Consider the following 5,113-nt stretch of genomic DNA (forward strand, 5'->3'; position numbering starts at 1 on the left):
GATGATGTCCGGGACCGTGGGTGTCTCGGTGACCGCGCACGGCGCCGAGTGCCGCCGCGGCGGCAGGACCATCGTGTCGGGCGTGGATCTGACGGTCCCCGGCGGAACCCGGCTGGCGGTGGTCGGGCCGAACGGGTCGGGTAAGACGACCCTGCTGCGCGCCCTGTCCGGCCTCGACGTCCCGGCGTCTGGGACGATCCGGATCCAGGACGAGGAGCTGCACCGGATGTCGGCCCGCCGCCGGGCGCGCACCATCGCGGTGGTCGGGCAGGAGGAGCGGCCTTCCAGCGAGCTGACGGTGGCCGAGGCGGTGGGGCTCGGCCGGACTCCGTACCGGAATCCGTGGTCGGGCACCGACCTCGGGGACCGGGACATCATCGACGACGCCCTCGATGCCGTCGGCCTGTGCGGTTGGGGGGCCCGGTCCTGCACCGACCTTTCCGGTGGTGAACGCCATCGCGTCGTACTCGCGCGGGCGTTGGCGCAGCGAACCGGCGTCCTCGTCCTCGACGAACCCACCAACCACCTCGACGCCGCGTGGCGGCTGAGGTTCATGCAGATGCTCGACAATCTCGACCGCACGGTCATCGCCGCCATGCACGACCTCGACCTGGTGCTGCGGCATTTCGACGCGGTCGCCGTCATCGCCGACGGCGGGCTCTTCGCCCACGGCTCACCTACCGAGGTTCTGGACTCAGAGCTGCTGTGGCAGGTCTTCGGCGTCGCAGGCGACGTCATCGCCCATCCGAGGACCGGCCGTTCCCACCTCCTGCTCACCCACGCCGACCAGGCACCCGGCCCATCGCGAGGAAGAGGACAATGACCCGCAAACCCCGATCCAGCACGCTGCGCGCCGTCCCGGGTGTCGCCCTGACCGCGTCGATCCTGGTGGGTGCGGCGACCGCCTGCGGCTCGGCGGCCGATGGGTCGGCCGCAGCCGGCACCGTGACCGTCACCAACTGCGGCGCGGACGCGACCTACCCGCAACCGCTGGAGCGGCTGCTGGTCAACGACGGCGGGATGATCGCCATCGCGCTGGCCGCAGGCGCCCGCGATCAGATGGTCGCGGTCACCTCGATGGCCCGCGACGTCGACGTGCTCCGGCTCGAATACGGTACGCAGGTAGACGGTCTCAACGAGGTCGCGCCGGCCCAACCGACCCTGGAGAACATCGTCGGCGCGAAGCCGCAGGTGCTCTTCGCCGGATACAACTACGGGATGGGCGAGGAGCGCGGGATCACACCGGAAATCCTTGCCGGACACGGTATCGACGTCTATCAGCTGTCCGAGGCATGCCGTCCGGTCGAGGGGAAAGCCGTCCGCGGCACCATGGACCCGTGGGTCGCGCTCGACACCGACCTCCGCAACATCGGCACCATCACCGGACATCGGGAGCAGGGCGCGCGGGCGGCCGACGATATCGCCGCCCGGCTGGAGACCCTGCGGGCCGCACCGCAACCCGAGCGGGCACCGACCGTCTTCGTGTTCGACAGCGGCACCGACACCGTGTTCTCATCAGGGGCGTTCGGTGGACCTCAGGGGATCATCGACGCCGCCGGTGCGCGCAACGCCACCGAAGACGTCCGCGACACCTGGACCACCGTCAGCTGGGAGCGGATCACCACCGCAGACCCGGACCTCATCGTATTCGTCGACTACCCGGGCCAGACCGTCGAGGAGAAGATCGCGGCCCTGCGGAGCAACCCGGCCAGCCGCAACCTCAAGGCGGTCCGGGAAAACCGATTCGTCAACCTGCCCTACGCCATGTGGGTGTCCAGCCCGCTGAACATCGACGCGGCCGAGATCCTGCGATCGGTACTCGAAAAGCACGGCCTCGCACCGCAATCCGGCGTCGCACCGACCCTCGACGTAGCGCGGCTCAAGCTCGCGGGCAACGATTGGCTGGACTAGCGCCCCGGTCAGTGGTCGTCGTCGGTGGCCGGTTCGACCAGCTCAACCAGCACTCCGCCGGCATCCTTGGGATGCACGAAGTTGATCCGTGAATTCGCGGTGCCCTTGCGGGGGGCCTCGTAGAGCAGGCGCACCCCCTGGTCGCGCAACCGCGCGCTCAAGGCGTCGATGTCGCTGGTCCGGTAGGCCAGCTGCTGCAGGCCGGGGCCGCGCTTGTCGATGAACTTGGCGATCGTCGAGGTCTCGTCGAGCGGAGACATCAGCTGCATCTGGACGCTGCCCTTGGGGGCGCCGCGCACCGACAGCATCGCCTCCCGCACGCCCTGGTCCTCGTTGATCTCCTCGTGCAGCACGATCATGCCGAGGTTGTCGTGGTACCACTTGATCGCGGCGTCGAGATCGGCGACAGCGATACCGACATGGTCGATCGCGGTCACCAGGGCGCTGGAGAGCGCGGGACGGGCATCGACATGCTCGGTGGTCATAACGCAACGGTAACCTTTACCTGAACGCTTGTGGAATGTGTGATCGAACACACGCATCTCGGACCAGCACATGGAGGAAACACATGACGACGTCGGTGATCGTTGCCGGAGCCCGCACCCCGGTGGGAAAGCTGATGGGCTCGCTCAAGGACTTCTCCGGCAGCGATCTGGGTGCGATCGCCATCAAGGGGGCGCTGGAGAAGTCCGGTGTGGACGCTTCGCTGGTCGAGTACGTGATCATGGGCCAGGTGCTGACGGCGGGTGCGGGGCAGATGCCGGCCCGGCAGTCCGCGGTCGACGCGGGCATCGGCTGGGACGTTCCGGCGCTGACCATCAACAAGATGTGCCTGTCCGGGATCGACGCGATCGCCCTGGCCGACCAGCTGATCCGGGCCGGTGAGTTCGAGGTCGTGGTCGCGGGCGGTCAGGAATCGATGACCCAGGCGCCGCATCTGCTGCCCAAGAGCCGCGAGGGCTACAAGTACGGCGATGTCACGGTGATCGACCACATGGCCTACGACGGGTTGCACGATGTGTTCACCGATCAGCCGATGGGCGCCCTGACCGAGCAGCGCAACGATGCCGACATGTTCACCCGCGCCGAGCAGGACGAGTTTGCCGCACAGTCGCACCGCAAGGCCGCGGCCGCCTGGAAGGACGGGGTGTACGCCGACGAGGTGGTGCCGGTGTCGATCCCGCAGCGCAAGGGCGACCCGATCGAGTTCGCCGAGGACGAGGGCATCCGGGCCAACACCACCGCCGAGTCGCTCGGCGGCCTGCGGCCCGCGTTCCGCAAGGACGGCACCATCACCGCGGGCTCGTCCTCGCAGATCTCCGACGGTGCGGCGGCCGTGGTGGTGATGAGCAAGACCAAGGCGCAGGAGCTGGGGCTGAGCTGGCTGTGCGAGATCGGCGCGCACGGCGTGGTGGCGGGCCCGGACTCGACGCTGCAGTCCCAGCCGGCCAACGCGATCAAGAAGGCGATCGCCCGCGAGGGCATCACGGTCGACCAGCTCGACGTGATCGAGATCAACGAGGCGTTCGCCGCGGTGTCGCTGGCTTCGACCAGGGAGCTGGGCGTGGACGCCGACCGGGTGAATATCAACGGCGGGGCCATCGCCATCGGGCATCCGATCGGCATGTCGGGTGCGCGGATCACGCTGCACGCGGCGCTGGAACTGGCCCGGCGGGGCACGGGCTACGCGGTGGCCGCGCTGTGCGGCGCAGGCGGCCAGGGTGACGCGCTGATCCTGCGTCGCTGACGGCCGGTCGCCCCAGATATACGACGCCGTGTAGTAGCTGGCCGGCGGGTCGGGCACAATGGCGCCCATGGCACGCTCATTGGACCTGTGTTCGATCCCCGGCTGGTTCCGGCTCATCGCGCTGGCCGAGGCCGTCAGTTGGGCCGGCCTGCTGGTCGGGATGTATTTCAAGTACCTGGGGACTCCCCGCACCGAGGTCGGGGTCAAGGTGTTCGGGCCGATCCACGGCGGCATCTTCATCGCGTTCGTGATCGCCGCGGTGCTGGTCGGCATCGCGTTCAAGTGGGGGATCGGCACCTGGATCTCGGCTTTGCTGGCGAGCATCGTGCCGCTGGGCAGCGTGATCTTCGTCATATGGGCCGATCGGACCGCCAAGATGGGGCAGCCGGGGGTCGCGACGGCGGCGGCGCAACCGGCCGGGACGGCACCGGAAACGACGTGACAAACTTGAGGGCGTGACGCGTCCACGACCCTCCATCGGCCCGGCTCTGGCCGGCGCGGTTGACCTATCCGCACTCAAGCGGCCGCCGGCCGGCACCGGCGACAGTGCCGCACCCGCCGGGCCTGCCGGCCCTGACGTCGCCGAGGTCACCGAAGCCAATTTCGAAGCCGAGGTGCTGGTCCGGTCCAACGAGGTTCCCGTCGTGGTGCTGCTGTGGTCGCCGCGCAGCGAGGCCAGCGCGCAACTCGGCGACACCCTGGCCGGCCTGGCCGCGGCCGACGGCGGCAAGTGGTCGCTGGCCGTGGTCAATGTCGACACCACCCCGCGGGTGGCCCAGATGTTCGGCGTCCAGGGCGTGCCGACGGTGGTGGCCCTGGCGGCGGGCCAGCCGATTTCGAGTTTCCAGGGGCCGCAGCCGGCCGAGCAGCTGCGCCGGTGGGTCGATTCGCTGCTGGACGCGACGGCGGGCAAGCTTTCCGGCGGACCCGAGGACGGCGAGCCCGAGGAGGTCGACCCGGAACTCGCGCAGGCCCGGGCGTACCTGGACGACGGCGACTTCGACGCGGCCCTGAATGCCTATCAGGCCATCGTCGACAGCCAGCCCAACCATGTCGAGGCCAAGGGCGCGGTGCGCCAGATCGCGTTCCTGCAGCGGGCCAGCGCCCAGCGTCCCGACGCCGTGGCCGCCGCCGACGCGGCCCCGAACGATATCGAGGCGGCGTTCGCCGCGGCCGATGCCGAACTGCTGCAGCAGCAGGTGTCCGCCGCGTTCGACCGGCTGATCGCCCTGGTCAAACGCACCGCGGGGGATGAGCGGACCGCGGTGCGCACCCGGCTGATCGAGTTGTTCGAGTTGTTCGACCCGGCCGATCCCGAGGTGGTCGCGGGCCGGCGCAATCTCGCCAACGCCCTGTACTGACCTCCCGCGAGCAGACACATGCTCAGCGAAGTCGAGGTGGCCAACCAGCTCGGGGTCAGCCGGACCCCCGTCCACGAAGCATTTCTGCGCCTGG

At 69.4% G+C, this 5,113-nt stretch carries 6 protein-coding genes and 1 pseudogene; 6 read left to right on the forward strand and 1 reads right to left on the reverse strand.

Annotation, left to right across the window (positions count from 1 at the left end):
• Positions 1–4 precede the first annotated feature (4 nt).
• Together ACWDTP_RS37235 and ACWDTP_RS37240 are read left to right on the forward strand one after the other, a co-directional pair.
• The gene (locus ACWDTP_RS37235; RefSeq protein WP_450028237.1) at positions 5–823 is read left to right on the forward strand and encodes an ABC transporter ATP-binding protein; all 819 of its coding nucleotides are present in this window, start codon (positions 5–7) and stop codon (positions 821–823) included.
• Positions 820–1,911, forward strand: coding sequence for an ABC transporter substrate-binding protein (locus ACWDTP_RS37240; protein WP_450028232.1), 1,092 nt, complete (start codon positions 820–822; stop codon positions 1,909–1,911). Before ACWDTP_RS37235 ends, ACWDTP_RS37240 begins: the two co-directional genes overlap by 4 nt.
• An 8-nt stretch (positions 1,912–1,919) precedes the next feature.
• Here the strand turns inward: ACWDTP_RS37240 and mce are convergent, their stop codons facing one another.
• Positions 1,920–2,396, reverse strand: a complete 477-nt coding sequence (mce, locus tag ACWDTP_RS37245) for a methylmalonyl-CoA epimerase (protein WP_450028233.1) — start codon at positions 2,394–2,396, stop codon at positions 1,920–1,922.
• Positions 2,397–2,479: 83 nt separating this feature from the next.
• Between mce and ACWDTP_RS37250 the strand changes: the two genes are divergently transcribed.
• The 4 genes and pseudogenes from ACWDTP_RS37250 to ACWDTP_RS37265 form a co-directional block, all read left to right on the forward strand.
• On the forward strand, positions 2,480–3,658 hold the full coding sequence (locus tag ACWDTP_RS37250) for an acetyl-CoA C-acetyltransferase (RefSeq protein ID WP_450028234.1): 1,179 nt from the start codon (positions 2,480–2,482) through the stop codon (positions 3,656–3,658).
• Positions 3,659–3,716: 58 nt separating this feature from the next.
• On the forward strand, positions 3,717–4,100 hold the full coding sequence (locus tag ACWDTP_RS37255; RefSeq protein ID WP_450028235.1) for a DUF3817 domain-containing protein: 384 nt from the start codon (positions 3,717–3,719) through the stop codon (positions 4,098–4,100).
• Positions 4,101–4,113: 13 nt separating this feature from the next.
• The gene (locus ACWDTP_RS37260; protein WP_450028236.1) at positions 4,114–5,019 is read left to right on the forward strand and encodes a co-chaperone YbbN; all 906 of its coding nucleotides are present in this window, start codon (positions 4,114–4,116) and stop codon (positions 5,017–5,019) included.
• 18 nt (positions 5,020–5,037) lie between these two features.
• Positions 5,038–5,113 (forward strand): annotated as a pseudogene (locus ACWDTP_RS37265) (GntR family transcriptional regulator); the annotation flags it as partial.

This window comes from Mycobacterium sp. NPDC003449, from assembly GCF_053588415.1.

Excerpts from the sequence above, each read along its gene's own strand:
- ACWDTP_RS37235 (WP_450028237.1), top strand. The coding sequence starts at position 5 with ATGTCCGGGACCGTGGGTGTCTCGGTGACCGCGCACGGCGCCGAGTGC.
- ACWDTP_RS37240 (WP_450028232.1), top strand. The coding sequence starts at position 820 with ATGACCCGCAAACCCCGATCCAGCACGCTGCGCGCCGTCCCGGGTGTC.
- mce (WP_450028233.1), bottom strand. The coding sequence starts at position 2,396 with ATGACCACCGAGCATGTCGATGCCCGTCCCGCGCTCTCCAGCGCCCTG.
- ACWDTP_RS37250 (WP_450028234.1), top strand. The coding sequence starts at position 2,480 with ATGACGACGTCGGTGATCGTTGCCGGAGCCCGCACCCCGGTGGGAAAG.
- ACWDTP_RS37255 (WP_450028235.1), top strand. The coding sequence starts at position 3,717 with ATGGCGCCCATGGCACGCTCATTGGACCTGTGTTCGATCCCCGGCTGG.